The sequence below is a fragment of the Synechococcus sp. ATX 2A4 genome, from assembly GCF_024346375.1.
In the GTDB taxonomy this organism is placed as follows: Bacteria; Cyanobacteriota; Cyanobacteriia; order PCC-6307; family Cyanobiaceae; genus MW101C3.
Window position 1 is genome coordinate 200,573 of record NZ_JAGQCV010000001.1, and the last position, 24,295, is coordinate 224,867.

General features: G+C 69.6%; 23 protein-coding genes. 11 read left to right on the plus strand and 12 right to left on the minus strand.

Translation table 11 applies throughout. The features are described 5' to 3' along the window. The first annotated feature begins 24 nt into the window (after positions 1-24). On the plus strand, positions 25-1,971 hold the full coding sequence (locus tag KBY97_RS00905; RefSeq protein ID WP_255144764.1) for an NAD-binding protein: 1,947 nt from the start codon (positions 25-27) through the stop codon (positions 1,969-1,971). A 42-nt stretch (positions 1,972-2,013) separates the two neighbouring features. Here KBY97_RS00905 and KBY97_RS00910 read toward each other — a convergent pair whose 3' ends face one another. The 4 genes from KBY97_RS00910 to KBY97_RS00925 form a co-directional block, all read right to left on the minus strand. After that, positions 2,014-2,958: a phosphate ABC transporter substrate-binding protein gene (locus tag KBY97_RS00910; protein WP_255144765.1), complete on the minus strand. Its 945-nt coding sequence runs from the start codon at positions 2,956-2,958 to the stop codon at positions 2,014-2,016. Further along, complete coding sequence (locus KBY97_RS00915; protein WP_255144767.1) at positions 2,955-3,653, minus strand: PspA/IM30 family protein; 699 nt, start codon at positions 3,651-3,653, stop codon at positions 2,955-2,957. Before KBY97_RS00915 ends, KBY97_RS00910 begins: the two co-directional genes overlap by 4 nt. A gap of 71 nt (positions 3,654-3,724) precedes the next feature. Beyond that, positions 3,725-6,223, minus strand: a complete 2,499-nt coding sequence (locus KBY97_RS00920) for a ligase-associated DNA damage response DEXH box helicase (protein WP_399217101.1) — start codon at positions 6,221-6,223, stop codon at positions 3,725-3,727. 82 nt (positions 6,224-6,305) lie between these two features. Continuing rightward, positions 6,306-6,515: a DUF350 domain-containing protein gene (locus KBY97_RS00925; protein WP_255144769.1), complete on the minus strand. Its 210-nt coding sequence runs from the start codon at positions 6,513-6,515 to the stop codon at positions 6,306-6,308. Here KBY97_RS00925 and KBY97_RS00930 point away from each other — a divergent pair. Genes KBY97_RS00930 through KBY97_RS00945 form a run of 4 tightly spaced genes read left to right on the plus strand, consistent with a single transcriptional unit; the run spans position 6,514 to position 10,097 of the window. Beyond that, positions 6,514-7,602, plus strand: a complete 1,089-nt coding sequence (locus tag KBY97_RS00930; protein WP_255144771.1) for a hypothetical protein — start codon at positions 6,514-6,516, stop codon at positions 7,600-7,602. The genes KBY97_RS00925 and KBY97_RS00930 overlap by 2 nt on opposite strands. A gap of 30 nt (positions 7,603-7,632) precedes the next feature. Beyond that, entirely contained in the window at positions 7,633-7,866 is a 234-nt protein-coding gene (locus tag KBY97_RS00935; protein WP_255144773.1) for a hypothetical protein, read from the plus strand. Then, on the plus strand, positions 7,863-9,410 hold the full coding sequence (locus KBY97_RS00940) for a polyamine aminopropyltransferase (RefSeq protein WP_255144774.1): 1,548 nt from the start codon (positions 7,863-7,865) through the stop codon (positions 9,408-9,410). Before KBY97_RS00935 ends, KBY97_RS00940 begins: the two co-directional genes overlap by 4 nt. A 60-nt stretch (positions 9,411-9,470) precedes the next feature. Then, positions 9,471-10,097 carry a DUF4178 domain-containing protein gene (locus KBY97_RS00945; protein WP_255144776.1) on the plus strand — a complete coding sequence of 209 codons (627 nt, stop codon included), beginning with the start codon at positions 9,471-9,473 and terminating at the stop codon, positions 10,095-10,097. Between the two features lie 34 nt (positions 10,098-10,131). On the opposite strand, the gene KBY97_RS00950 is transcribed toward KBY97_RS00945, so the two are convergent. From KBY97_RS00950 to nadA, 5 genes are all read right to left on the minus strand, one after another. Then, the gene (locus KBY97_RS00950) at positions 10,132-11,802 is read right to left on the minus strand and encodes an ATP-dependent DNA ligase (protein WP_255144955.1); all 1,671 of its coding nucleotides are present in this window, start codon (positions 11,800-11,802) and stop codon (positions 10,132-10,134) included. 266 nt (positions 11,803-12,068) lie between these two features. Next, complete coding sequence (locus tag KBY97_RS00955; protein WP_255144778.1) at positions 12,069-13,343, minus strand: choice-of-anchor tandem repeat GloVer-containing protein; 1,275 nt, start codon at positions 13,341-13,343, stop codon at positions 12,069-12,071. A gap of 217 nt (positions 13,344-13,560) precedes the next feature. Beyond that, positions 13,561-14,337: a hypothetical protein gene (locus KBY97_RS00960; RefSeq protein WP_255144779.1), complete on the minus strand. Its 777-nt coding sequence runs from the start codon at positions 14,335-14,337 to the stop codon at positions 13,561-13,563. A 167-nt stretch (positions 14,338-14,504) separates the two neighbouring features. Next, the gene (locus KBY97_RS00965; protein ID WP_255144956.1) at positions 14,505-15,524 is read right to left on the minus strand and encodes a ligase-associated DNA damage response exonuclease; all 1,020 of its coding nucleotides are present in this window, start codon (positions 15,522-15,524) and stop codon (positions 14,505-14,507) included. Positions 15,525-15,552: 28 nt separating this feature from the next. Beyond that, positions 15,553-16,671, minus strand: coding sequence for a quinolinate synthase NadA (gene nadA / locus KBY97_RS00970; RefSeq protein WP_255144780.1), 1,119 nt, complete (start codon positions 16,669-16,671; stop codon positions 15,553-15,555). Between nadA and KBY97_RS00975 the strand changes: the two genes are divergently transcribed. The 4 genes from KBY97_RS00975 to KBY97_RS00990 all read left to right on the plus strand — a co-directional run bounded on the left by KBY97_RS00975 (position 16,670) and on the right by KBY97_RS00990 (position 19,838). After that, positions 16,670-17,521 carry a TIGR04168 family protein gene (locus KBY97_RS00975; protein WP_255144781.1) on the plus strand — a complete coding sequence of 284 codons (852 nt, stop codon included), beginning with the start codon at positions 16,670-16,672 and terminating at the stop codon, positions 17,519-17,521. The two genes, nadA and KBY97_RS00975, sit on opposite strands and share 2 nt — an antisense overlap. Next, complete coding sequence (locus KBY97_RS00980; RefSeq protein ID WP_255144782.1) at positions 17,515-18,588, plus strand: hypothetical protein; 1,074 nt, start codon at positions 17,515-17,517, stop codon at positions 18,586-18,588. The genes KBY97_RS00975 and KBY97_RS00980 overlap by 7 nt, the downstream gene beginning before the upstream one ends. A 12-nt stretch (positions 18,589-18,600) precedes the next feature. Beyond that, positions 18,601-18,894, plus strand: a complete 294-nt coding sequence (locus tag KBY97_RS00985) for a hypothetical protein (RefSeq protein ID WP_255144783.1) — start codon at positions 18,601-18,603, stop codon at positions 18,892-18,894. A gap of 203 nt (positions 18,895-19,097) precedes the next feature. Then, positions 19,098-19,838 carry an endolysin gene (locus KBY97_RS00990; protein ID WP_255144784.1) on the plus strand — a complete coding sequence of 247 codons (741 nt, stop codon included), beginning with the start codon at positions 19,098-19,100 and terminating at the stop codon, positions 19,836-19,838. A 4-nt stretch (positions 19,839-19,842) separates the two neighbouring features. Here the strand turns inward: KBY97_RS00990 and KBY97_RS00995 are convergent, their stop codons facing one another. Then, complete coding sequence (locus KBY97_RS00995; RefSeq protein WP_255144785.1) at positions 19,843-20,691, minus strand: TPM domain-containing protein; 849 nt, start codon at positions 20,689-20,691, stop codon at positions 19,843-19,845. Between the two features lie 47 nt (positions 20,692-20,738). Here KBY97_RS00995 and KBY97_RS01000 point away from each other — a divergent pair, with 47 nt between their 5' ends. Together KBY97_RS01000 and KBY97_RS01005 are read left to right on the plus strand one after the other, a co-directional pair. After that, entirely contained in the window at positions 20,739-21,953 is a 1,215-nt protein-coding gene (locus tag KBY97_RS01000) for an SAM-dependent methyltransferase (protein WP_255144786.1), read from the plus strand. Positions 21,954-22,079: 126 nt separating this feature from the next. Further along, complete coding sequence (locus KBY97_RS01005; protein ID WP_255144787.1) at positions 22,080-23,156, plus strand: hypothetical protein; 1,077 nt, start codon at positions 22,080-22,082, stop codon at positions 23,154-23,156. On the opposite strand, the gene KBY97_RS01010 is transcribed toward KBY97_RS01005, so the two are convergent. Then, positions 23,137-23,961 (minus strand): efflux RND transporter periplasmic adaptor subunit, encoded by an 825-nt coding sequence (locus tag KBY97_RS01010; RefSeq protein ID WP_255144788.1) that lies wholly within the window; start codon positions 23,959-23,961, stop codon positions 23,137-23,139. The genes KBY97_RS01005 and KBY97_RS01010 overlap by 20 nt on opposite strands. Continuing rightward, positions 23,958-24,215, minus strand: coding sequence for a hypothetical protein (locus KBY97_RS01015; RefSeq protein WP_255144789.1), 258 nt, complete (start codon positions 24,213-24,215; stop codon positions 23,958-23,960). Before KBY97_RS01015 ends, KBY97_RS01010 begins: the two co-directional genes overlap by 4 nt. Positions 24,216-24,295 lie beyond the last annotated feature (80 nt).

Consider the following 24,295-nt stretch of genomic DNA (forward strand, 5'->3'; position numbering starts at 1 on the left):
TGGAGGTCCTCCCTGGCGGCGAGCGTGAGCGGCCCATTCGAGGACAGTGACGCCAGCTGCCCCGGCCAGGCAACGGCGGTGTGCTGTCGGGCCGACCTGGTGCTGGTGTGTGGCCTCGGTTCGCTGGGCCAGGCCTGCCTGAGCCGCCTGCTCAGCTTCGATGTGCCCCTGGCGGGGCTCGATCTGCAACCGCCCAGCTGGCTCGATCCCTCCCTGCGGCAGCGGCTCGGCGCCGGGCTGCTGCAAGGCGACATGCGCCAGCCCGGTGATCTGCTGCGGGCCGGCCTGCACCAGGCGCGCGCCGTGCTGCTGCTCAGTTCCGATGGCTCGGTGAACGTGGAAGCGGCGTTGCAGTGCCGCCTGCTCAACCCCGACGCCACGATCGTGCTGCGATCCTCCAGCCGGCAGGCCAGCCTGGGGGCCCTGCTGGAGGCCCGCCTGCCCGGTCTGGCGGTGGTGGATCCGGCCTTGCTGGCCACCGGTGCGATCAGCGGCGCGCTGCGCCCGGGCGAAGCCGCCGCCAGCTTCGAAGCCGACGGCCAGCTGTATCACCTGGTGGAAGGGCCCCGCCAGGACCCTCGCTGGCAGCGCCCGGTCCATCTCACCGAGCAAGCCGGGGGCGGTGGGAGCGATCTGCTGCTCACGCCGGGATCCCTGCACCCGCTCGGGGTGGCGCCCATGGCCGCCGGCCATCACTCTGAAGCGGCGGCGGGGGTCTTCGCGCTGCCACGGCGGATGCTGGCGCCGTTCGCCCGCCGTTCACGGGCCCAGTGGCTGGCCATGAGTGCCCTGGCCCTGCTGCTGGTGATCGGCCCGCAGCTGTTTTCGCAGCCGGGCAGCTGGCGGCAGGGGATGTTCGTCACCCTTGCCCTGCTCAAGGGGGAATACGTCGATCCGGTCAACGTGCTGCTCGATGGCGGCGCCGGCCTGGCGGAGGCCAGCGGCTGGCTGATCACCGGCACGCTGCTCTATTCGCTGGTGGGCACCCTGCTCACGTCGGCCCTGGTGGCCGTGCTGCTGGAACGGCTGCTGCGCGATCGCCTCGTGCGCAGGCGCCCCGCCCGGCTGCGGCGGGGGCTGCGGCCGGTGTTGCTGGTGGAAGGCGCCAACCTGGCGCGGGGCGTGGCGCACGCCCTCCAGCGCCAGAAGTTGCCCGTGGTGCGGGTGCAGCCGGGTGAGGAGTGGGAGGGGCAGGACGCTGGTACCCCCATTTACGAGAGCGTCGATGCGGCTCTGACCGCCCTCCGGGGAAGCAGGGTGTCGGCGGTGGGTCTGCTCTCCCCCGATCTATTGGCGAATCTGGAAGCGGCCCTGGCGCTGCAGCGGCGCTGGCCCGAGGCACGGCTGGCGGTCCTGGCCCATGCCCTGGCGGCGGCACCCAGGCTGGGGCAGCTGCTGGGCGGGGTCACAGTGATCTCGGCGGTGGACCTGGCCGCTGACGCCCTGGTGGCCACCGCCTTCGGGGAACGGGTGGAGGGGGTGGTGGGCATCGGCGGCCACCATCTGCTGCTGGTGCGCTACCGGATCGCGCCCGGCGACACCCTGCTCGGCCGCACCATCGCCCGCTTGGAGCAGGGCTATGGCGTCACGGCCGTGTCCCTGCGGCGCCGCGGCAGCGCCACGGTGATCGAGCTGCCGGCCTGCGATCTGGTGCTGGCTGCGGGCGATGGCTTGCTGGTGTTGACCACGCTGGCGGGGTTGCGCCAGATCGAGCGCGGCGACGCCGTGCCGCCGGGCTGGCGGTTGCGGCTGCGCGTGCAACACGGGGTGGAGGGCGACGCGCGTTTCGAGCTGCAGCAGTGCCTGGCCCGCTGGCTGGGCTGCGCGCCAGGGGAGATCATCGGGCTGCTGGCGGAAGGCGAGGCCCTCACCGCGCCGCTCGACCGCGAGCCCGCCGAACGGTTGCATGATGAGCTGCGGCGGCTGGGAGTCGGCAGCCAGCTGGAAGCCCAGCCCTCAGGCGAGAGCTGAACGGCGCAGCACCTGGATCAGCAGAATGGCGCAGTTTCCGTATCAGGGGCCCTTCACGCCGGCCGCGATCGCGGCGGTGCCCTGGGGGGAGAGGGCGTAGCCGAGAAAGGCCTGGACGGCGGGCCCCGCCGGCTCGCGGTAGGCGTAAAGCAGGGGCCGCTTGAAGGGGTAATCCTGCGCTTCCGGGGTGCTGCCATCGATCGGCACCACCCGCACCGTCTGTTGATCGGCCACCTGGGCAAAGGTGGCGTAGCCGATGCCATCGCTGCCGAGCAGGCGCAGCATCGGCGTGGTGGCGTCGCGCTCCATGGTGGTGATGGTGGGGCCGCTGCCGAAGGGCTGCCCCTCCAGCACCAGGTCACGGAAGGCCGAATGGGTGCCGCTGACGCTGGGGCGGTTCAGCACCCGGATGGCCCGATCGGCGCCGCCGAGGGTGGCCCAGTTGATGATCTCGCCGCGAAAGATCTGCACCGCCTGGCTGCGGGAGAGGCCACGACGGAAGGGGTTATCCATGCCGACCACCAGGGCGATCTGGTCGTCGGCCACCGGCACGGCCCTCAGCCCCCGGCCCTGCTCCTCCGGCGAAAGCGGCCGCGAGATGGCCGCCAGGGTCACGGATCCGCCCAGCAGCGCCTGGATGCCGTTATCGGTGCCGACCGCGGCGGTGCTCACCTCGGTGCCAGGGAACGCTGCCATGAAGCCGGCCTTGAGGGCTTCGTTGATCAACACCATGCTGGTGGAGCCATCGATGCTGATGGCGGTGCCGGCCGGCACGGCGGCTGGCGGCGGAAAGGCCGCCGCCTCAGGATTCTGGCCCGGCAGGCTGGGCAGCCCCTGGGGCAGGCCGGGCAGGGAAGGAGGGGAGCCCAGCAGGCCGAGCAGCTGGGTGCGGCCACTCCATAGCGCGCCAGCCCCGATCAACAGCAGCAGGATGAACACAATCGGCGGTGGGCCGCTGCGCTTGCCACCGGATTTTTCTTCGTTCATGGTTGCCTGTCTTCGAACTGGGGCATGGGGGCGGCCTCAAGGGCCTGCAGCCGCTGGGTCACCTCCGCATCGAGCGAGAGCTGCTCCAGATCGGCCGTGAGCTTTTCCTGGGGATTTTCGCTGAGTTCGGCGAGGGCGGCGTTGCGCAGATTGCGCCCCTCCACTGCGTTCTTGGCCTGTTCGAAGGAGGAACGGGCGGAGCCGATGTCGAAGTCGTTGTTGACCTGGGCGATCGATTCGAGCGCGGCGTTAACCTCCGCCAGATCTTTCATGTTCTGCATGTCGCTCTTGTAGTGCTCGAGCTTGAGGCGCTCCCGGTTGAGCTTGTCCTTGGAGGCAGTGACATAGGCCTCAGCCTGCTGCACCTGCTGCTCGAGGGCGGGCAACAGCTTCTCGATCTGAATGGCGCGGCCCATCGCCAGCTTGGCGCCGTCGATCTGGCCGGCCTTCTGGGCCAGCGCGGCCTGCTGTTCGTAGGTGCTGAGCTCGATTGTTTTCGCCTGATATTTCTTCTTGGCCCGCTCATAGGCACCCACCTGCATGGCCACCGCCTGGGCGAGTTTCTGCACGGAAAGCTGCATCGACTGCAGGGATTCCTCGGCCACGGCCACGGCGATCTGGCCGCCGGATTCCACCGGCCGCCCCCACAGCCAGCGCCAGCTGCCCACCACCACACGGCCAGCCCGATCACCCATCAGCCAGTAGATCAGTCGCTTCACAAGTCTGTGCGGCGTCGCCCCAGCGTACGCAGTCCGTCCAGTGCGGATCAGATCCCCTCCGCCCGCCTGGCCTCCGCCATCAGCCGCTCCAGCCGGGTCAGCACCGATTCATTGCTCATGCGGTTGTTGAGCCGCTCGGCCAGCAGCGGAAAGGCGAATGGCCCCGGGCGTGGCGTGAGCTCCAGGCGCAGCTCGCTGGCCCGCAGGCGTGTGAGGGCGGCCTGCAGGCGGCCGAGCTCCAGCTGCTCATCGAGCACCTCACGGCGTGCCTGGGCCAGCAGGCGGTTGGCCGGTTCGTGCTGCAGGAACACATCAAACAGCAGGCTGGCGCTGATCTGCAGCTGGCCGCCGGTTTTGTTCTGGCCGGGAAAGCCGTTCAGCACCAGGCCGCTCACCTGGGCGATGGCGCGGAAGCGGCGGCGGCACAGCTCCGAGAGGTTGATCGTGCGCTCCAGGTCGTCCTGCAGCCCCGCCGCATCCAGCAGCGCCTCGCCGGCCTGCTCGAACAGCGCGGCGAAGGGATAGCCGCGCGGAGCCAGCAGCTCGAAGCCGTAATCGTTCACCGACACCGTGATGGTGCCCGGCTGCAGCCGCGCCAGGCGGCCGGCCCAGAGGAAGCCAAGGCCCTCATGCACGAAACGCCCTTCAAAGGGATAGGCGTAGAGGTGGCTGCCCTCACGGCTGCGGGTGATCTCCACCAGAAACTCGTGCGCGCGCGGCAACGCCGACAGCTCGTGCTGGCGGCGCAGCAGGGGCTCCAGGGCGCGCAACTCAGGGGTGTCGAGCGTGGCGGGGCCCGCCGGATCGGGGCTGGCTGATGGGTGAGTGCCGCTGTGGTCGTTGGCCGCCAGGGCCCGGGCGCAGCGGTCGACCTCCTGGCGCAGGTGTTCGCTGAGCAGGTCGGAGAGGGCCATCTGCCCACCGGCCCAGGCCGGCACCAGGGTGCTCTTGCGGCTGCTGGCCTTCACCAGGGCGGTCATGTCGCGCAGGCGCACGAACTCCAGCTGGCGGCCGGCGAAGAAGAACACATCGCCGGGCTTGAGCCGGCTGACGAATCCCTCCTCCACATGGCCGAGTGTGGCGCCCCGCACCACCTTCACCGTGATCGAACGGCTGGCGGTGATCGTGCCGATGTTGAGGCGGTGCAGGCGGGCGATGGCGGTCTCGCGCACACGAAAGCGGAAGGGGGCTTCTGGGTGCTCCTGTTGTGTCGGCATGCGTTCCGCCGCCGCCAGCGGCTCCCGTTCGAGCTTGCGGTAGCGGGGGTAGGCGCCGAGGCAGTCGCCGCCGTGCTCGAGGAAACGGAGGCACCACTGCCAGTCGTCGTCGCTGAGCTGGCGGTAGCTCCAGGCGCTGCGCACGTTGACCAGCTCCTGCTCCGGCTCAAAACCCGGCCCGCAGGCCAGGGTGGTGAGGTGCTGCAGCAGCACATCGAGGGGGGCCTGCGGCAGCCGGCGCCGTTCCACCAGCCCCGCCGCCAGCCCGCGTCGCATCGCGCTCAACTCCAACAGTTCCAGGGCGTTGGTGGGCATGAACAGCACCTGGGAGGTGCCGCCGGGGCAATGGGCGGAGCGGCCGGCCCGCTGCAGCAGCCGCGCCAGATTTTTGGCGCTGCCGATCTGCACCACCCGCTCCACCGGCTGAAAGTCAACGCCCAGGTCGAGCGAGCTGGTGCACACCACCCAACGGATCCCCCCCGCCTTCACCCCCGCTTCGATCGCCTCCCGTTCGGCCCGGTCGATCGAGCCGTGGTGCAGCGCCAGCGCCCCCTCCATCTCCGGGCAGGCATACCGCAGGCATTGATGCCACCGCTCCGACTGGTTGCGGGTGTTGGTGAACAGCAGCGTGGAGACGGCTGGATCGAGCGCCGCCACCAGCTCCTCGTACATGCGCAGACCCAGGTGACCGGCCCAGGGGAAGCCGTCGATCTGCTCGGGCAGCAGGCTGCGGATCTCGGTGTGGCGGCGCAGCTTGGCGGTGACGATCAACGGCGGCGCGGCTGCGGCCCCCACCGCCGCGCGCGCCGCTTCCTCCAGGTTGCCGATCGTGGCGCTGATCGCCCAGGTGCGCAGGCCCGGCCGCAGCCGGCGCAACCAGCTGAGGCACAGCTCGCACTGGCTGCCGCGCTTGCTGCCCATCAGCTCGTGCCATTCATCCAGCACCACCGTTTCCAGGCTGCCGAACAGCTCGCTTGCCTTGGCGCCCGCCAGCAACACCGACAGCGATTCCGGCGTGGTGATCAGGATCTGGGGCGGCTGGCGCAGCTGGCGGCTGCGTTCGGCGCTGGCGGTGTCACCGTTGCGAATGCCCACCCGCAGCGGCCAGTCCATCGCCTCGATCGGCGCGCGGATCGCCAGGGCCAGATCACGACTCAGCGCCCGCAGCGGCGTGACATACAGCAGCCGCACGCCCCCGCCGGGGCTGGCCAGCATGCGGGCGATGGGCCCCATCACGGCGGCGTAGGTCTTACCGGCGCCGGTGGGCACCTGGATCAGGCCGTCGCGGCCCTCCAGGCAGGCCTTCCAGCACTGGCGCTGAAACGGCATCGGCCGCCAGCCCTGGTGCCGGAACCAGTCTTCGATCGGGCGGAGCGAGGCGCCGGTGCGGCTGGCCAAGACGCGCCACCCGTCAGCTGGTGAGCACGGCCACCACCACGGCGGCGATCGCCAGGATCACAGCGCCCAGCACCAGGCCGGCGGCGGTGTTGCCCTTGCGGATCTCGCTGCGGTAGTCAATCGGCGAGAGGCGATCGAACAGCAGCAGGCCGCCATAGATGAGGATGACCCCCAGAAACGTCCAGCCAACCGTCAGCAGCAACTGGAGCAGCGGTTTGACCATGACCACGTCACGCCTTCGCCGTCAGGGTAGGGACTCCCCGGGAGCGGGCCGAGCGGGCGGCGGCGCCGGTGCGGCCGCTGCAGGGGCCACCACCGTGCGCTGGCCCCTGCTGGCGCTGCTGCTGCCGCTGCTGCCGCTCTCGGTGCTGGCGCTCTCGGCGCTCGAACCGCCGCAGCGGCTGGTGCTGGTGGCGACGGAGGAGCAACCGGCCCGCAGCGAGCCTTTCGACCTGCGCGATGGCTGGCTGGGCAGCCCGCGGATCGCGCTGGAGGCGGAGATCCCCGACAACAGCACGGTGGAGCTGGGGGTGCGCCTGCTCGACGAGGCCGGCCGGCCGGTGCTGGAGCTGTTCAAGGATGGCTGGCGCGAAAGCGGCACCTGGGCCGAAGGTGGCGAAAGCGGCAGCTGGCAGGAGCGGGACACAACGCTGCAGCTGCAATTGCGCCCGCAGACCAGCGGCCGCTTCCAGCTGGAGGTGACGCTCGATGAGCTGCTCGGCGTGAGTGGTCTGCCGCTGCAGGCACCTGTGACGCTGCGCGGCACGGTGCGCAACCACAGCGTGGCCGCCGCTCTGCTGCTGTACACGGCGGCGGTCAGCCAGGCGATCGTGCTCTGCCTGCTGGCGGCGGTGTATGGCGCAGCGCGCTCTCGGCGCCGGCTGCGGGTGGAGGAAGGGGTGGCGGCGCTGCGCCTGCCGCTGGGCGGGCCGGGCCTGGTGAAGCTGGTGGTGCGCGCCCGCTGGGAGCTTCCCGATGGCGCCAAGCCCGAGCACGATCCGCCCGCCCTGGCCCCGTTCAGCCTGAGCCTCAGCGATGGCGCCGGCCAGCGCCGCCTCGACCATCAGGCCACGTTGAAGGTCTGCCGGCACACCAATGATGGCGACAGTTGGCTCACACTCACGCAGACGCACCACCTGCGACTGGCGGAACCGGGCAGCTACCGGCTGCGGGTGACGGTGCCTGAAACCTTCAGCCCCCAGGGTGACCCCTGGGAGATCGAGTGGTTGCAGCTAAGCGTGGAGGATGGTGTGAAGACGGCGTTCCGGGTGCCGCTGCTGCCACTCCGGCCGCGGGGCGCCCGGGCCTGAGATGCTCACAGGGTAGGGAGCCCGCTTGCCATGCCCCGCGAACAAGCGGTGATCCTGCTGTTGGCCGTGGGCGCCGTGGGCGTGGGCACCACCGCGGCGATCCTGCAGCCCGCCCTGTTCCGCCTCGGCCAGGAGGGCACGCCGGCCAGTTTCAGCGGTGTGCGCTATGGCGGCAGCTACCGGGCGGGCCGCTGGGTGGCGGCGCCGGATCGCTCGCGCGCCTGGTCGGGCTTTCAGGGGCGCGGACCCGGCACCGCCAAGTGATCGCCCCGTCCGCCCCGCCGCTGCGCCCCCTGCAGGTGTGGGTGCTGCTGCTGGCGGCGGCGATGTCCTCCACCGTGAGCCTGGTGCTGGAGCTGATGCTCGCCACCCAGGCCAGCTATCTGCTGGGTGACCACACCCTGGCCACCGGCATCGTGGTGGGCACCTTCCTGGCGGCAATGGGCCTGGGGGCCTGGCTGAGCCAGTTCCTCGCCTGCGGCCCCAATCCCTTCGCTCGCCTGCTGCGGCTGTTCCTGTTGGTGGAACTGCTGCTCAGCCCGCTCTGCCTGCTGGCGCCCCTGGGGCTGTTCGCCCTGTTCGGTGCCGGCGGACCGGTGTGGCTGGGGCTGGTGGTGCTCACCGTGCTGGTGGGGGTGCTGGGCGGCATGGAGGTGCCGCTGCTCACCCGCCTGCTGGAGACCCAGCAGCACCTGCGCACGGCGCTGGCGCGGGTGCTGGCGCTCGATTACCTGGGCGCGTTGGTGGGGGCGCTGCTGTTTCCGCTGGTGCTGCTGCCCTGGCTGGGCCTGCTGCCCACCGCCGCCGTGCTGTCGCTGGTGCCGCTGCTCAGCTGCCTGGTGATCTGCCGGGTGTTTCCGCTGGAACGCCGCTGGCGCTGGCTGGTGGCCGGCACCTTGCCGCTGGTGGCCCTGGTGGCCTGGGCCGTGCTGCCCCTGGGCGACAAGATCGAAGACAGCCTCTACGACGACCCGGTGGTGGGCCGGGTGCAGAGCCGCCACCAGCGCATCGTGCTGACCCGCCGCCGCGATGACCTGCGCCTGTTCCTCGACGGGAACCTGCAGTTCTCGAGCCTCGACGAATACCGCTACCACGAGGCGCTGGTGCATCCGGTGATGGCCTTCCACCGGCAGCCGCGCCGGGTGCTGCTGCTCGGTGCCGGTGATGGCCTGGCCCTGCGGGAAGTGCTGCGCTGGCCGGGCGTGCAGCGGGTGGATCTGGTGGAGCTGGATCCCGCCATGCTGCAGCTGGCGCGCCGGCACCCTTTCCTGCGGCGTCTCAACCAGGGCAGCCTCGACGACCCGCGGGTGCATCTGCACACGGGAGACGCCTTCGAGCGGGTGCGGCACCTGGCCGGCACCTACGACGTGGTGATCGCCGATTTCCCCGACCCCGCCACCGCACCGCTGGCGCGGCTTTACAGCGTCAGCTTCTACGGCCGGCTGCTGCAGCTGCTGGCCCCGGACGGCCGGTTGGTGACCCAGGCCTCCACGCCCTTCTTCACCCCCAAGGTGCTGGCCTCGATCCAGGCCACCTTCGAGCAGCTGCCGCTCACCACCCGCGCGTACAGCGTGGATGTGCCCAGCTTCGGCCCCTGGGGCTTCGTGATCGCCTACCGCGCGGGCCAGAGCCTGCAGGCCACCCCGCTGCCGTTCATGGGCCGCTGGGCCGACGACGCCCAGATCGCCCGTCTGTTCCCCTTGGCGCGGGATCTGCGGTTAGCGCCCGGCGAGCAGGTGCGGCCGAACCGCCTGCTGCGTCCTGTGCTGGCCGAGTACCAACGCCAGAGCCGCTGGTCGGGGCCCTGAGGGTGGTGCCGATAAGCTCCCCGCTACCGGTGGCCGTGGCCGGGCTTTGAGAGCGAGCCGATGACGGTGTGGGTCCTGCTGCTGGCGCTCCTGGTAGCCGCTTTCGTGGTGCTGCAGCTGCGGCGCTGGCGCCGCCGCCCGGCCGCCCTGCCGCAGGACCGCACCCTGTTCACCCTCTGCACCGGCGACATCGTGCAGTTCGAAGGACGCGACTGGGTGGTGGAAGACCGGCTCCTGTACAACGAAGAAGGCTTCGAGTGGCTGGAGTATCTGCTGCGGGACGGCACCGACGGCCGCTGGTTGAGCGTCACGGAAGACGATTGGCTGGAGGTGAGCTGGCTGGAGGGTGTCAACGCTTCGGAGTTGGCGCTGGCGCCGCTGGTGGGCCCCGGCGCGGCCCACTTCCCGGCGCACGTGCAATTCGACGGGGTGCGCTATGCGCTCAAGGAGCAGGGCCAGGCCTCGATCAGCTCCAGTGCGCGGGTGATGAACCGGCGCCAGAGCGGCTGCCGCTACGCCGACTACACCGCTGCCGGTGGCCTGGTGTTATCGCTGGAGCAGTGGGATCTGGCCGCTGCCGCCGCCGCCGGCCAGGCCCCTGACCCGCCCGAACTCAGCGTGGGCCGCCTGATCGATCCCGCCCTGCTCACCCTGCTGCCCGGCGATGGGCGCTCGGTGTACCGCTGAGGCGCATGGCTGTCCCAAAGGGACGGCGTTCCGGTCAGCCGTCCTCGAGCAGGGCTTCGGCAGCGGCCAGGGTGTCGGCCTCAGCGGCGTGTTTGTCCTGGCGCCAGCGCAGGATGCGCGGGAAGCGCACGGCCACACCGCTGCGGTGCCGGCTGGAGCGCTGGATGCCTTCAAAGCCGAGGGTGAACACCTGCAACGGCTCCACCGCCCGCACCGGTCCGAAGCGTTCGGTGGTGTGGCGGCGGATCCAGCGGTCGAGTGCCGTGATCTCGGCATCATCGAGGCCGGAATAGGCCTTGGCGAAGCTCACCAGCTGGCGCGGGCTGCTCTCTGCTGCTGCCGTTTGCGGATCCGCCGTGGCCCACAACCCGAAGGTGTAGTCGGTGAAGAGGTTGGCGCGGCGGCCGCTGCCTGCCTGGGCGTAGAGCAGGACCGCATCGAGCTCCATCGGCTCGAGCTTGTGTTTCCACCAGTGGCCCCGCTTGCGGCCCGCCAGATACGGCGAGTCGAGCCGCTTGAGCATCAGGCCCTCGGCGCCGGCCTGGCGCGCCTGACTGCGCAGTGGTTCCAGCGCCTCCCAGCTCTGCAACGGCAGCCCGGCCGACAGGCGCAGGGACCCCTTGATGGCGTCTGCGGCCCCTTCCCGCACCGCGGCGCTGAGCTGGCCCAGGGCCTGCAGCCTCGCCGCCAGGGGCTGCAGGCGTTGGTCGCGGCCGCCCTCTTCCAGCAGGTCGTAGGCCACGAAGGCGGCCGGGCAGGCCTCACGCAGCGCGCGGCTCACGCTGCGGCGCCCCAGGCGCCGTTGCAGGGCCGCAAAGCCGAGCGGGCGCTCTGCCGCCGCCGGCCACACGATCACCTCGCCATCGAGCACGGTGCCGTCCGGCAGAGCATCGCCCAGGGCCACCAGCTCCGGGAAGCTGTCGTTCACGAGGTCTTCGCCGCGGCTCCAGAGAAAGGTGGTGCCGGCACGGCGGATCAGCTGGCCGCGGATGCCATCCCATTTCCACTCGGCGCGCCACTGGGCGGGGTCATCTGCCTGCAACCGCTCCGGCTCCAGCGGACTGGCCAGGAAAAAGGGATAGGGGCGGCTGATTGGGGCGGCCTCATTGCCGGCGGTGGGGCAAAGCAAGGCGGTGAAGGCGGCGCCACTGGGCTCGAAGCCGCCCATCAGCCGATGGGCCACCTCCGCCTCCTCCAGCTGGCTCACCACGGCCAGGGCGCGCGTGACCAGGCCGGTGGACACTCCCACCCGGAAGCCGCCACTCAGCAGCTTGTTGAACACGAACACCTGCGACGGTGGCAGGGAGGCCCAGATCTGCAGCAGCGCCTGCGCCTGCGCCTCGCCCTCCAGTGCCGCCAGTGCCGGCAGCCGCTCCGCCATCCACTGATGCAGGGGCAGATCCAGCGGCTCTTGAGCCGGCAGGTTCAATTCCGGCAACAGCAAAGCGATCGTTTCCGCCGAATCCCCCACCTGGGCGTGGCAGACGTCGAACAGCCACTCAGGCAGCCCCGCCGCCCCCAGGCAGACCTCCCGCAACCGCCGCCCGGTGAGCAGCCGTCGGCGCCGTTTGCCAAGCAGCAACTGCAACGCCCAGGCCGCATCGGCCGCCGGCGCCTCGCTGAAATAAGCCGCCAGCGCCACCACGCGCGCCTTGGTGCCGCTGCTGCGATCCAGGCACTCAAAAAGGTCGCAGAAGGCGTGCACGGGGCGGGAGTGGTTGGGTAGGGCCTCAGGCCCTGCGCCGGTTGTAGCGATCAGGGGCGAGGCGGTGTGAGGGGGCGTCCGTTGGCGGGCCAGCTGTTCCATGCTCCACCGCGACGCTGACACCGGCTCTCAACATCAACCACCAGCTGCAACCACTGCCCGTCAGATTGGCAACCGCTCCTGCTCAGATCTGTGAGCGATGACCTCAACGAGGAGCACCATGGCGCGGTGTTGCCGCAGATGGCATCACCGCGCCATGGTGCAGATCACCCGAACCGGGAGGCCTTGATGCGCCTGCGGAGCTTGCGGCTCCACCCGAAGGCCATGCCTGCCCCGAAGATGGGAAGCGGGCCTGGAACTTGCAGGGTGTAGAGCGTACCTTCATTATTGGCGCCGCCAAGATTGGTGGTGCCGTAGAAGATGTCAGCGGGTCCAGCGGTCAGTGCCGCTTCCGTACTTTCTCCATTGGCGCCATCGAAGCTGACAAGGCTGGTGATGGTGTTGCTGTTGCTGTCAAAGGAGAAGATCGAGCCAAAGTCATTCGCGCCTCCCTGGTCGGTGGTGCCGTAGAAGAGACCACCGCTGCCAGGGGTCAAGGCAGCGCTCGGGCTTTCTCCATTGTCGCTATTGAAGCTGACGAGGCTGGTGATGGTGTTGCTGTTGCTATCAAAGGAGAAGACCGTGCCTTCGTTATCGCTCCCGCCCCGTCGTGTGGTGCCGTAGAAGAGGCCAGCGCTGCCAGGGGTCAAGGCTGCACTTGGGCTTTCCCCGTTGGCACCCACGAAGCTCACGATGCTGGCAATAGTGTTGCTGTTGCTATCAAAGGAGAAGACCGTACCGCTGTTATGGGTCCCGCCCCTTTCTGTGGTGCCGTAGAAGAGGCCACCGGTTCCTTCGATCAATGCAGCGCTGGGTGTGGAGCCGTTGGCGCCAACGAAGCTGGCTAGGCTCGCGATGGTGTCGTTGTTGCTGTCAAAGGAGAAGACCGTACCGCCGTTGTGGGTCCCGCCCTCTTCTGTGGTGCCGTAGAAGATCCCGCCACTCCCGGCTGTCAAGGCAGCGGTGGGGTTGGCCCCGTTGCTGCCATCAAAGCTCGCGAGCGTGCTGATCGTATTGGTATTGCTGTTGAAGGAGAAGATCGCGCCCGCACTATTCGCCCCGCCGGCAGAGGTGGTGCCATAGAAGAGACCACCGCCGCCGGCGGTCAATTCAGCTCTGGGCCTGACACCGCCGTCGGTGCCACCAAAGCTGGCAAGGCTGGTGATCGAGCTGCCATCAAAGGAAAACACCGTTCCGAAGCCATCCGTTCCGCCGTTTGCCGTGACTCCGAAGAAGAGACCTGGGGGCCCGGCGGTCAAAGCAGCGCTGGGTCTGCCCCCATTGGGGGCGCCCGTGAAGCTGATGAAGCTGGTGATGGTGTTGGGGGCCGCCAGGCCTGGCAGTGGGGCAAGCGATGCCCCTGCCACAAAGATTGGGAAGAGAACTGTCCTCGACAAGCCTCCCCAAGCGGCGGCAGTAATCTTGGTATCGAGTGACACCATCGTTAGGGGTGACCAGGCAGTTCTGACGCCGATAGCTGCAGGCATGGCGCTTAAGGCCTTATTGGATAACGTCTACAAAAACTACACCCATTTTTCTCGATTATCCTCCAGTTGGAGTGGGCTCGATCACACCAGAAAGGCCAAGCCTCTGACCCCGCCGCTCAACTGGTGGCACCAAATCAAGCTGAGGCCGGTGAGCATCAGCAGCAAGGAGAAGTCACTGACGAAATTGTTGCAGCGCCTCCCGGGCATGGCCTGGCAGGGCTGACAGCCGCTGGGTTGGCGTCAGGCGCCTGGCCGTGCCACGCGCGATGCCGGCCTCGGGGCTCAGCCACCAACGCACGTCGCTCAACCGACGCCGCGCGATCAGCTCCAGCTGCCTCTGGCACCTGTCGCGGGGAGCCTGGAGGAGCAGATCTTTCGGAAGGCCCAGATCAAGCTGATCGTTCAACACCCGCGCCGGCACCCAGAAGGCCCGCGGCACCCCCAGCTCCTGCACCCAGCGCTGCACCAAGGTCCAGTCGATCGGAACGGTGGCCGTGCGCCGCAGCAAAGCCACGTCCCAGGCAGCCTTGGTGCCAAAAGCAAACAGATGGATGGTGGGGAGCCGTGCGGGGCGCCTCCAGCTGGCCGCTGAAAAAGTCTGGCGCCCAGGCACGAAGAGCGGGATCATCCACCAGTGGCAGCAGCGGGCGGGCCAGGCCGCAGGCCAGGGCTGCTCAGGGTGGTTCATGGCGTGGTGAAACACACGAGGGGCGGAACATGGGTTCACCGCCGCTGAAATGGATGGTGCGGATGCCCGCAGCGGCTGAAGCGCCGCCAGCGTCGCCGCCATGCCGCGTGCGCCCAGGATGGTGCTGTAGGGCGTGAGGGCCAGCGGGGCTTCGGCGGCCACGAATGGCTGCAGCTCGCCTGGTTGCGGCTGTGCCGTGCGCCGGGCGAGGAACACCACCCCCGCGAGCGGGACGCCAGCGGGGCCGTCGTTGGCAGCCACTTCATGGGGGTGGAACAGGGCCCCCTCCTGCCTCCGCAGAAAGGAAGGCGACGACTGAATGGAGCTCCACAGGCGGGGTGCCAGCAGCTCGTGGACTCCTCAACCTGCACGCCACCGCGTGGTGATGCAGCGGGTCTCAAGGGACGCGTCAGCCTCGATGCTGGTGATCAATCAGCCGCAAGCGTTTCAGGCTCAGCGTCTTCCCCCCGCTCCGCCGCGAAGCCGCCGCTGAGCGGCTCGGCGCTGATGCCTTCCACCTCGCGCAGGTAGCGGGCCAGCACGTCGCTCTGGCCGTGGGTCACGTACACCTGCCGGGCCTGGCTCTGGCGCACGGTGGTGAGCAGGCCGTTCCAGTCGGCGTGGTCGCTGAGCACGAAGCCCCGCTCGTAGCCGCGGCGCCGCCGGGCACCGCGCACCGCCATCCAGCCGCTCACGAAGCCCGTCTGCGGCGCCTTGAACCGCTTCATCCACACCGAACGGTGCGCCGACGGGGGCGCCAGCACCAACCGGCCCGCCAACGGCTCACTGCGGGGCAGCTCACTGGCGGGCCGGGTGGGCGGCATGGCGATGCCCTGCTCGCGGTAGGGCGCCATCAGGGTCTGCACAGCGCCGTGCAGCAGCACCTCCTCATTCAGGCCGAGCTGGTGCAGCTCCGCCAGCAGGCGCTGGGCCTTGCCGAAGGCGTAGCAGAACAGAATCGAGGGCCGCTCCGGTGCCTGCTTCCACCAGCTGGCGATCTCGGCCGCCACCTCCTGGCCCGGCCGCCAGCGGTACACCGGCAGGCCGAAGGTGGCTTCGGTGATCAGCACATCGGTGGGCACCGGCTCGAACGGCACGCAGCTGGGGTCGGCATCGCGCTTGTAATCGCCGCTGATCAGCCAGGTTTCACCACCGGCGCTGATCCGCACCTGGGCCGAACCCAGCACGTGGCCGGCGCTGTGAAACGACACGGTGGCGTCGCCGAGGCGCAGCTCCTGGCCGTAGGCCACCTGCCGCAGATCGATGCCCTGGCCCAACCGCTGGCGCAGCACGCCGGCGGCGCTGCCCTCCGCCCAATACACCTGGCTGCCGGGCCGGGCGTGGTCGGCGTGGGCGTGGGTGATCAGGGCGCGCGGCACCGGCCGCCAGGGATCAATCCAGGCGTCGGCGGCCGGGCAGTAGAGCCCCTGCGGGGTGTGCTGGATCAGGGCGCCCGGCGGCAGCAAGGGGCCCGGCTCAGCGGCTCATCTCGAGCATGCGTTGGATCGGCAGCAGTGCCCGGGTGCGCACCGCTTCATCGAGCTCGATCGCCGGCTCCAGGGTGGCCAGGCAATGCCACAGCTTTTCGAGCGTGTTCAGACGCATGTAGGGGCAGGCATTGCAGCTGCAACCGTCCTGACCGGGCACCTCATGGAAGGTTTTGTGGGGCAGCTTCAGGCGCATCTGGTGCAGGATGCCCGGCTCGGTAAGCACGATGAAAGCCGTGGCGTCGCTGGTTTCGGCGCGGTGCAGCAGCTTGCTGGTGGAGCCGATGAAATCGGCCAGATCCAGCATGTTGGGCAGGCATTCCGGGTGGGCGATCACCTCGGCGCCGGGATGGTCGAGCCGCAGCTTCAGCAGGGCCTGCTCGCTGAAGGTTTCGTGCACGATGCAACTGCCCGGCCAGAGGGTGAGCTCACGGCCGCTCTGGCGCGCCACCCAGCGGCCCAGGTTCTGATCCGGCGCGAACAGGATCGGCCGGTCGGGGGGCAACTGCTGCACCAGGCTCACGGCATTGCTGCTGGTGCAGATCAGGTCGCTCTGCGCCTTCACCGCGGCTGAACAGTTGATGTAGCTCACCACGTAATGGTGGGGGTGCTGGGCGCGGAAGGCGGCGAAGGCGTCGGCGGGGCAGGCATCGGCCAGGGAACAGCCCGCATCCAGATCGGGCAGCAGCACCGTTTTGCCCGGGTTGAGGATCTTGGCGGTTTCAGCCATGAAGTGAACGCCGCAGAACACGATCACCTCCGCGTCGGTATCCGCGGCGCGGCGGGAGAGCTCGAGTGAATCGCCGATCACATCGGCGATGTCCTGGATTTCAGCGTTCTGGTAGAAGTGCGCCAGGATCACAGCCCGCCGCTGGCTGGCCAGCTCGCGGATCGCCTGCGGCAGCGCGTGCCGGGCGGGAACAGGGCTGCCAGCGATAGGGCTGGCGCTCAGCAGGCTGCCAGCGGTGGGGCTGGAGATGAGCGGCCTCGTGGTGAGCGGCCTGGTGGTGACGGTGTCGATGGCGGGAGTGGAGGGTGTCGCGGTCGCCGCCCAGAAAGCATCTGGGGCAAGATGACACCACCCTAGGGACGGGGGCCCGGCCCGCATGCGCATTGCGATCGCCGGCGACCTGCACGGGCAATGGGATGCCAGCGATGTGACCCTGCTCCACCGGCTCGCCCCCGATGCGGTGCTGGTGGTGGGCGACCTCAGCGATGGCCAGGAGCGCATCGCCGCCAGCCTGGCGCGGCTGGAGCTGCCCCTGGCCTGCATCCTCGGCAACCACGACGCCGGCCGGGATGCCAGCGGCCGCTGCCTGCGGCGTCAGATCGAGCTGCTGGGCGAGCGCCATTGCGGCTGGGCGCTGCGGCAGCTGCAGCCCCCGGGGCTGGCGGTGGTGGGTGCCCGGCCCGGCAGCGCCGGCGGTGGCTTCCATCTCTCGCAGGCGGTGGAGGCGCTCTGGGGCCCGATGAGCGCCGACGATTCGGCGCAGCGCATCACCAGCGCCGCCCTGGCGGCCGATCCGGCCCTGCCGCTGGTGCTGCTGGCCCACAGCGGGCCGGCCGGTCTGGGCAGTGAGGCCCAGGATCCCTGCGGCCGTGATTGGAAACCGCCCGCCTGCGACTGGGGCGACCAGGACCTGACCCTGGCGATCGAGCGCATCCGCCGCCACCGGCCGGTGCCGCTGGTGGTGTTCGGCCACATGCACCACGCGCTCAAGCGCGGCCGGGGCCTGCGCCGCAGCTTTGTGATCGACCGCAGCGGCACCGCCTACCTCAACAGCGCCTGCGTGCCGCGCCATGGCGTGGATCAGGAGGGACGCGCCCTGCGCCACTTCTCCTGGGTGGAGTTGGTGGACGGCCGCCTCCGCCGCGCCAGCCACCGCTGGTACCACCCCGGTGGCGAGCTGCTCTACGAACAACTGCTGGTGGAGCAGCCGCTGGCGGTGCCGTGCTGATCTACGCCTGCGTGAGCGGCCATGGCTACGGCCACGGCTCCCGGGTGGCCTCGGTGCTGCTCGCCCTGGCGGCGCTGCGGCCCAGCTGGCGCCTGGTGCTCTCCACTGCGCTGCCGCCAGCCTTTCTGCAGCTGGCCCTGGCGGGGGTGCCGTTCGAGCACCGCCCGCTGCGCTGGGATGTGGGCGCGATCCAGGCCGATGCGCTCGGTGTGGACGGCGACGCCACCCTGGCGGCCTTGGAGGCCGTGGCGGCCTCGCTGCCGCCGCTGCTGGAGGCGGAGGCGCAGTGGCTGCTGCAGCAGCAGGAGCCGGTGCTGCTGCTGGGCGATGTGCCACCGGCGGCGGCGCAGCTGGCGGCGTTGCTGCAGCGGCCGCTGGTGTGGATGGGCAACTTCGGCTGGGACGACATCTACGCGCCGATGGGGGGGCCATTCCTGGGCTGGGCCGAGCGCTTCCAGCACGATTACCGCCGCGGCACGCACGTGATTCGCTGTCCGTTTTCGATGGCGATGGACTGGGGCCTGCCGGAGACGGCGGTGGGCCTGACGGCGGCGGCGCCGCAACTGGAGGCAGAAGCGTTGCGCCAGCGGCTGGGCTTGCCGGCCGAACGGGAGCGCTGCGTGATGGTGAGCTTCGGTGGGATGGGCTTTGCGCTGGGGCCTGAGCCCTATGGCCGCTGGCCCGGCTGGAGCTTCGTGAGCACCGATGCCAGCGCCGCCGCAGCGCCGAATGTGCGCCTGCTGCCGGCAGACGTGCGGCCCCTGGAGCTGATGCGGCTGTGCGGCCGCCAGATCAGCAAGGCCGGCTACAGCATCTTCTGCGAGGCGCTGTCCCAGGGCACCGGGCTGCATCTGGTGGAGCGCCACGGCTTTGCCGAAGCGGCGGTGCTGGAGGGCTGGCTGCGGCGCCATGGTCAGCACCGGCTGTTGAGCCGGGAGCAACTGCTGGCCGGCGATTGGCAGCTTGACCAGCCGCTGCTGCCCCCCAGCGACGGCCTGCTGGCAAGCGATGGAGCCGAGCAGGCGGCGGGGCTGTTGGTGCAGCTGGCCGAAAGGATGGCGAGTTGAACAAAAGCGGCAATGGCTGGGGAGCATTGCGCCGCAGCCATTCTGGTGTCATTCACTACGTTGCGGCTTCAATCAGCAGATCTGATCAACCAGAGCAGATTGATTGGAGCAGCAAAAAGCTCAGTGGCCGACAGTGATCAGAACCGTGCGGCGCCTCAAGATAACTGGTGGACGATTGTGCGATTGGCACAAATAAGCTGTGGATGGTTATGGGCGTTTGTCACATTGTGCCGAACCAAACCCGCCGCGATGGATTCATCCTTCCCTACGACGGTTTCAGAACAAGAAACTGACCTGCACATCTGAGCCACATCGTCAAGGCTCAAGAGCACTTCTCAGTCAATTCACAGAATTTTAAGCCAAATCAGAACCCGTAGCAGCAACAACAGTTCTGTTGATTGCTTGCTTCCGGGTAACGGCAAATTCCCACTGGGTTTCGCCACATCGTTCTCGATTTCCTCTTCACTCCGACACCCGTTTTGCGCACTCTCCGTTCTGCTGCCCGCCACTTGCTGCTGCCGGCAGCCGCTCTCGCCCTGGCGGCTCCTGCCCACGCTGCCGCGCCCAGAACGCCCTTCCTGTGGCAGGAGATCCGCCGCCCAGCCCCGGCGCCGGCCATCACGGGCCCCCATTCCCTGGCGGTGGCACTTCCCGGTGAGGCGCCGCAGGATCCGCGCTTCTACGTGATCACCCCCGAGCGGCGGGCCCTGCTGAACACGATCCGCTACGCCGAAGGCACCTGGGCCCGCGGCGAAGACCGGGGCTACTGGATCATGTTCGGCGGCAGCCTGATGCCGTCGCTGGATCGCCACCCCAACCGGGTGAACCGCACGCCGGGCTACGCCAGTGCCGCCGCCGGTGCTTACCAGTTCATGCCCTTCACCTGGACCATGGCCAGCAGCCGCATGGGCCTCAATGGTTTCGGCCCCCATGTGCAGGATCAAGCGGCCATCTTCCTGATCCAGCGCCGCGGCGCCCTGCAAAAAGCCGACAGTGGGGTGTTCAGCCCGCAGCTGGCCGCCCGGCTGGCACCGGAATGGGCCTCGTTCCCCACCCTGGCGGGCCGCAGCTTCTACGGCCAGCCGGTGAAGCGCTTCGATGAACTGCGCCGCTTCTACGACGCCAACCTGGCCGAGCTGCGCGCCTCGCTCAGCATGCGCACCGATGTGGCCGTCGCGCCGACGCCACCGCCCCTCTGCGACAACGACAGCCTCTCCTGCGCGCTGGAGCAGGTGAGCCCCACCCCCTGAGCGCTCACCCGCCCGCATCGCCCACCGGAGGTTTTCCCACCGTGCGCTGGGCGATGAAGTAGGCGGCCAGGGAGCTGCCGAGGAAGCCGAGGCCGTTGCGCAGCACCGGCAGCAGGTCGGAGGTGCGGGTCACCACCGGGCCCAGGCCAAACACCACAAACAGCATCACCCACAGCGGTGAAAGCAGCAGCACCCAGCTCCAGGCCACGGTGTCGCCCTCCTTGCGCGGGTAGGCGGCGAAGCCCACGATCAGCCCGCCCAGCACCGAGGTGCAGAAGGTGAGCAGCCATTGCTCCTGTGGCAGGCCCGGCACCACCTGGCAGCCACCGCGCTCCAGGCAGGTCTGCACGGCGCCGAGCGCCGCCACGATCGCCCCGTCTTCGCCGTTGTCGCGCACATAGAACTGATTGCCGTAGCGCGTCTGCAGCTCCACCCAGAAGGTGCGCGGCATCAACGCGAACAGGGCATCGCCCACGTTGAAATTCAGCAGGTTGCCGCCGCGGGGGTCGGCCACCAGCAGCACGCTGCGCTCATCGAGATCCCAGTACTGCTTCACCGCCAGCCCCGGGGTGCGCTCGTACTGGGTGAGCACCCGCAGCTTCCAGCCGCTGGCATCCTCGAAGCGGTCGAGCTTGTCTTCCAGGGCGGCGCGCTGGCCGTCGGTGAGCGCCCGGGCCAGATCGATCACCGGCGTGGGGTGATCGGGCAGCAGCTCCGGGTTATCGGCGGCAAAGGCGGGCGCCGGCGGCCACAACAACAGCAGGGCGGCCAGCAGCGCCAGCCAGGGCCCTGCCGCGGCGCGGCGCCGGGGCAACGGCGAAGCCGGCGAGCGGGAGGCGGAGGAACGGCCCATGCGGCAGGTTCAATGTGTTCCGATTCTCTTTAACGCCAGGCCTGCCCGTGTCCGTTCCCCCCTGGCTGCAACAGCGTCTTAACGCGGCCGGCGGCAGCGTGCCCTTCCGCACCTACATGGACTGGGCCCTGCACGACCCCGACCACGGCGCTTACGGTGCCGGCCGCCTCCGCATCGGCCGCGCCGGCGACTTCGTGACCGCCCCGGCACTCGGCCCGGAGTTTGCCGCCCTGCTGGCCCCCCAGCTGGCCCAGTGGCTGCAGCAACTGGAGGCCACCCGGCCCTTGGCCCTGGTGGAGACAGGTCCGGGCGAAGGTGAGCTGGCGGGCCAGCTGGCGCAGGCGCTGGTGACCGGCTGGCCCCAGCTGGCCGCCCGCACCGAACTGGTGCTGGTGGAACCCAACGCCGGCATGGCCGCCCGCCAGCGGCAACGGCTGCAGCACTGCCCGCTGCCGGTGCGCTGGAGCAGCTTCGAGCAACTGGCGGCGGCACCGGTGGCCGGTGTGGTGGTGGCCCATGAGGTGCTCGATGCCCTGGCGGTGGAGCGGATCGTGTCGGACGGGGCGGCCTGGCGCCAGCAGCGGGTGACGCTCCACCAAGGGACGTTGCGGCTGGAGCCCGGCGCACCCCTGGAGCCGGAAGCGGCGGCGCGGCTGCAGCCGTTGGGGCTGGCGGCGCCGGGCGCCCAGCGGCCCGCCGGCTGGTGCAGCGAGCTGCATCCCGGCCTGGAGCCCTGGCTGGCGGCCTGCGGCGCGGCGCTGGGGCGCGGCCGGCTGCTGGTGATCGACTACGCCCTGGAGGCCTGGCGCTATTACGCGCCCTCGCGCTCCGAGGGCACCTTGATGGCGTATCGGGAGCAGCGGGCCAGCGCCGATCCGCTGCTGGAACCCGGCGCCTGGGATCTCACCGCCCATCTCTGCATCGACAGCCTGGTGGCTGCGGCAGTTGCCAGCGGCTGGCAGCTGCTGGGCCAGCGGCGCCAGGGAGAAGCCCTGCTCGCCCTGGGGCTGGCCCAGCGCCTGCACGGGTTGCAGCATGCCCGTGGGTGCGACCTGCCAGGCAAAGGCAGTGGCCGCGTGGATCTGGCTGATGCGCTGGCCCGCCGCGAGGCCCTGCTGCGGCTGGTGGATCCCACCGCCCTGGGCGACTTCCGCTGGCTGGCTTTCCAGCGCGGGGAAGGCGAGAGCGAGGGCCCCGCGCCCAGCCTGTTCCTGCAGGACCCCGCTCCCACAGCAGAAGTGGCGGGAGCAGAGGCGAGCTGAGTAGTGATCACAACCCTCAGCTCTGGGCCGGGGCGTATGGCGTTCTCACCGTCTTGTTTTCCCTTGTTAAGACCATTCGAGAGAAGGCACTACCGCTCTAGCGTCATATCGTGATGTGGTGCCGCCATGCCGGACCTTGCTGTTCCAACCCCTGTGCTGGGCCGAGCACGCCAGGCGGTGATTCAGATGCTGGCAGCCGCTTCACTGGCGTTGCTGCCCGGCCTGGCGCAGGCGGTGATCGTGGTGGAAGGCAACGGCAGCCTGGTGCCCGCCGCCGATCTGCCGGGCTTCTCCACCCTCGGGGTTCAAGGGGGCCCCAATGGCGGCTTCATCGGCATTCCGATCGGGCCTTCCACCTGGATCGGCGCCGGCCATGCCGGCGTGTCGTCCACCCTCTTCTATCAAGGCAGCTCCTACAGCTCTCGCCGGCTCACCGCCTTGGACGTGGTGGATCCGCTGTGGGGGAACACCGTGGTGGCAGGAGAGGTGGTGGTCATGGAGCTGGAAGCGGGGGTGCCGCGCTTCAGCAGCTGGTCACCCCTCTGGAGTGGGCCTGCCGGCTTGGACGCCAACAACACCAGCCTGCTGGTCTATGGACGCGGCACAGCGCGTGGCGAGGCCATCTGCCGTCCAGGCCTATCGGCCTGCGACCCCACGGATCTCAACCAGATCGCCGGTTGGCGATGGGGCGGCGGCCAGTCGCTCACCACCTATGGCACCGGGATGCTGAGCACGAATGCATCGGTGAGCCGCAACGGGGCCTGGATCACCTGGCCGTTCGAGCAACCCACGGCAGCCAATGGGCTACCGGGCACAACCTCGATGCTGTCGGTGGGGGATTCCAGTGGTGCGGTGTTCGCCCACAACGCCAGCGCCGCCGCCTGGCAGTTGGTGGGCCTCAATTACGCGGTGGATCTCGTCTACAGCCTCAGCATCAGCAGCAGCGGCACCAGATCTTGCGAGAGGGTGCACGGAGCCGTGTTCAACCTCACAGGTTTTTACCGCAATAACAGCTGTATCAACGGCACGGAGATCACCAGCGAAAGCGCGCTGCGCGGCCACTCCTACGCCAGCTCGCTCCATGCCCTCTCCCATGACCTCGCCCCACTGGCGGTGCCCGCCCCACTGCCGTTTGCGGCGTTGGCCTCAGCGATGGGCTGGGCCCGGCGGCTGCGGCGCCGGATCAGGACGCAAAGCGGGTGATGGTGCGCAGCCCCACCAGCTGTCGCACGCGGCGGGCGTCGGCGGGCGCCAGTTCCAGCCGCACTTCCACCACGCCATCGGTGGGGGCGCGGTCGGCAGGATTCACCTGGCGCACGCGCGCCGCCAGGCTGCCGGGGAAGGCGCCGCTGAGGCTGCTGATGCGGGCCGTCTGTCCCAGGCGGATGCGGGCCAGGTCGTTGGCATCCACTTCTGCGATGGCTTCAAGCTCGTCGCTGCTGCCGAGCTCGAGCACGTTCATCACCCCCGGCCGCTCGCCCACGCGGGCATAGAGGCGCAGCACCTTGCCGTCGATCGGGGCACGCAGGGCGCTGCTGTCGAGATCGGCAGCGGTGCGGAGAATCGCCTGGCGGGTGGCCTCCCGATCGGCCTGCAGATCCACCAGCTGCTGTTCGCGTTGGTGCAGCTCGGCGCGCGCGAGGGCACCGGCCAGCACCAGCGGCCGGAAGCGCTCCAGCTCTTCCTCAAGGCGGCCCGCCTGGCGACGCAGGTGATCCGAGCGGTTCTGCAGCACCTGGCGCTCGGCCTGCAGGGCGGCGCCGGAGTCGAAGCGGGCCAGCAGCTGGCCGCGTTGCACGCTTTCCCCCTCCCGCACCAGCAACTGCACCAGGCGCGGGCTCACGCCGTTGCTGCTGATCGGCGCGGCGAGCTTGCGGGTTTTACCCGCCAGTTCGAGCCGGCCGGGCGTGGAAAGCGGCTCAAAGGGGCCGCTGGCGCGCAGGGTCTGGACCACACCGGCACCTGCGGCCAGCAGCATGAGCACCCCCAGGAGGCGGGAGCGCTTCATTTGCCTTCGTTCACGCCCCGGTTGATCACGCATCCGGCGGTGGCACCGATCGCCGCGCCCCCCAGCCGGTTCACCACACTGCCGCGGCTGAGCAGGCCGCCGGCGGCCCCGCCGATCAGCACGCCATTGCGGCAGCGGTCGCGGTTGGCATCGGCCTGCTGTTGCTGCTTCGATTGCTGCGCCTGGGCCGGCATCACGTTCAGCAGGGCTGCGGCCAGCACCAGGGCGCAGGCTGATCGACGCGTGAGCGACATCTTCAAGCAGGAAGCCAAGGGTGCGCCGACCTTACCGAGCCTGCCCGGGGGCGCCATGGCCGAGTTGTGACAGGGTATGA